Genomic DNA, 2,767 nt, shown 5'->3' with positions numbered 1-2,767 from the left:
GCCAAGGAGTTCCTGGTACTCCGGCAGCGTGACGCCCATCTCGCGGGCGATCTCGCTCTCGGCGGGCGCGCGGCCGAGCTTCTGCTCGAGCTTGTGCACCGCCGATTCGATGGTGCGCTGCTGCTTGCGCGTGCCGCGCGACAGGTAGTCGTTGCCGCGCAGCTCGTCGAGCATCGCGCCGCGGATGCGCTGCGTCGCGAAGGTCTCGAACTGCACGCCCTGGGCTGCGTCGAAGCGGCTCAGCGCGTCGGTCAGGCCGATCATGCCGACCTGGATCAGGTCGTCGATCTCGACGTTGGCAGGCAGCTTCGCGATCATCTGGTGCGCGAGGCGGCGCACCAGCGAGCTGTACTGCTTGAGCATCGTGTTGACGTCGAGTTGGCCTTTGGCGGTATACATGGGGTCAGCTCCGGGGAAATTCAGTTCAGGGCCTGCTGCGGGAAATCGCGGTACGCCGGGAATGCGGTGGCGTACGCGGTTTCGACAGAGGCGGCAGGCTGCAGCACATCACGGGCCCAGCGGCGCAGGGCCGGCGTGGGCGGATCGTTGACATCGGACGCAGGGTCGACGTGCATCCAGTCGCGCAGCACGGCGCCCAGGAAGCCATCGGCACACGAGGCGATCTGCTGCGCGATGCGTTCGGCGCGCGGCGAATGCGGGGCGGCGCCGAGCAGCAGGTCGTGCACCATCAGGCCGGCGCGCTGCGTCAGCAGCTTCATCGCGGCGTAGGCGTGGGTCACGCTGCTCGGGCGGTCGTCGGCCAGCAGCAGCGGGCGCGCCTCGCTGCGCATGAACAAACGGCACAGGTCGGTCTCGGTCGCATGCACCAGCACCACGTCGGCGTGCGGCGCGGCATCGGCGGCGGCGTGCAGGAAGTTGGCGGTGCTGCCGTGCGCGTCCACGTAGCGGATCGGCAGGCCGCGCGCGGCCAGGTACGACACCTGGTGCGACAGCGCCTCGACGCAGCCGGTCAGGCCGACGGCCGTCAGCTCGGCCGGGGCCGGCGCGCGGTCGGAGGCGTCGATCACCAGCACATGCGCGCCCAGCTCGCCGAAGGCGGTGCACAGGCGCTCCAGCATCACGCCGCCGAACGCCATGTTCGGGTTGGCCACCACCGGCACGAAACGCACGCGCGTCTGGCCGAACAGCTGGCGCAGGCCGTGGGCCTGGTCTTGCGGGAACGAGGAGTCGTAGGCGTCGTGCATGGGGCGCTGAGGACGAGTCGAGGGGGGCTGTTCTTGTGGGATCGGGCGATCGATCAGGCGTGCAGCGACCCGCGGGTGCGCAGCGCCGGCTGGCGCGCCGTGAAGATCAGGTTCACGTCGTCGGCATCCATGCGGTAGGCAGTGCCGGTGTTGGCGCGCAGCGCGCGATGCACCAGCGCGTGGGCCGACAGGCGGTGCCAGTCTTCGGGGACGCGCTGGCCGTTGGCGACGCCGACCACCTTCAGCTTGTGGCGGATCAGCGCGTCGAGCGCCGGCGCCAGCTTGACGGCTTCGTCGAGCTTGGACAGCACGATGCCCTTGCAGGCGGCGGCGCGGTACGAGACCATCACGTCCTCGATGGTCTCGCCCTGCGCGGCGGCATTGACGACCAGCAGCTTCTGGATCGAGCGGTGGGCCAGCATGTCGAGCAGTTCGCGGGTGCGGCTGTCGCGCTGCGCCATGCCGGCGGTGTCGATCAGCACCATCTTCTTGCCCGCCAGCAGTTCCAGCAGGTCTTCGAGCGAGGCGCGGTCGTGCGCGGTGTGCACCGGCACGCCGAGGATGCGGCCATAGGCGCGCAGTTGTTCGTGGGCGCCGACGCGGTAGGCGTCGAGCGTGATCAGGCCGAGGTTGGCGGCGCCGTGCTTGGTGGCGAAGGCGGCGGCAATCTTGGCGGCGCTGGTCGTCTTGCCGACGCCGGTGGAACCGATCAGCGCGTAGACGCCGCCCTGGTCTTCGAGCGCGGCGTCGTTCTCGCCGGTGATCAGGTTGCGCTCGAGGATGTTGGCGGCCCACGAGGTCTCGTCGCTCACGTCGTTCGGCAGGCTCTCGGCCAGCTTGCGGATCAGCGCCGGCGAGAAGCCGCTGTCGAGCAGCTTCTGGATCAGCATCGCCTGGGCGGGCTGGCGCTGCAGCTTCTCCATGAAGGCCAGGGCGCCGAAGCGCTCCTCGATCAGGCCCTTCATCGAGCGCAGCTCGTTCATCATGTCCTGCTGGTCGCGGCGCGCCGAGGCGTTGACGTTGGAGCGGGCATCGGCGAGCGAGACGACCGGTGCGGCGGGCACCGGGGCGGGCGTGTGCTGCTGGGCGTGGGCCTGGGCCCGTGCATCGGCCAGGGCCTGTGCATGGGCTTGCGCCTGCGCTTGGGCGGCGGCGGCCTGCTGTTGCTGCACGCGGATTTCTTCGCGCAGCACCGGCGGCTCGCGCAGCGTGGCGCTGCGGCCACCGACGGCCTGCATCGGCGCGTGCTGGGCCGGTGCCGGGTGCATTGCCTGCCGTTCGGCCAGGCGCTGCTCGAGCGCGGTCGGCAGCGACGGCTCATCGTCGGGCATGAAGCTGGGTTCGTTGTCGCGGCCGTGCTGTTGCTGCATCGCGGCCTGGCGGCGCTTGAGCATGCGCTCACGCACGTAATCCTGGAACGACAGCGTGCTCATCGACAGGCGGGCGACGTCGTCGCTGACTTCCATCGCCGGGGCGGGAGCGGGTTGCGGGGCCGGTGCGGGGCGGGCGGGCTGGGCGCGCGGTGCGGCGGCGCGCTTGGCGACCGGCGGCGACGGCGGGAT

The 2,767-nt window shown here is 70.8% G+C and carries 3 protein-coding genes; all 3 read right to left on the bottom strand.

The features are described 5' to 3' along the window. Positions 1 to 399: sigma-70 family RNA polymerase sigma factor (locus AC1D01_RS28760; protein ID WP_477872499.1), on the bottom strand; the 399-nt coding region annotated here is incomplete at its 3' end. A gap of 20 nt (positions 400 to 419) precedes the next feature. Then, positions 420 to 1,205: a hypothetical protein gene (locus AC1D01_RS28755; protein ID WP_047500510.1), complete on the bottom strand. Its 786-nt coding sequence runs from the start codon at positions 1,203 to 1,205 to the stop codon at positions 420 to 422. 53 nt (positions 1,206 to 1,258) lie between these two features. After that, positions 1,259 to 2,767, bottom strand: a 1,509-nt coding sequence (gene flhF, locus AC1D01_RS28750) for a flagellar biosynthesis GTPase FlhF (RefSeq protein WP_477872497.1), incomplete at its 5' end; no start/stop codon positions are given.

The organism is Rhizobacter sp. P3_B12 (assembly GCF_056402895.1).
The sequence above is the reverse complement of the archived record's forward strand: the minus strand, read 5'-3'. Positions and strand labels throughout refer to the sequence as shown.

Coding starts and splice junctions, on each gene's coding strand:
- AC1D01_RS28755 (WP_047500510.1), bottom strand. CDS start 1,205: ATGCACGACGCCTACGACTCCTCGTTCCCGCAAGACCAGGCCCACGGC.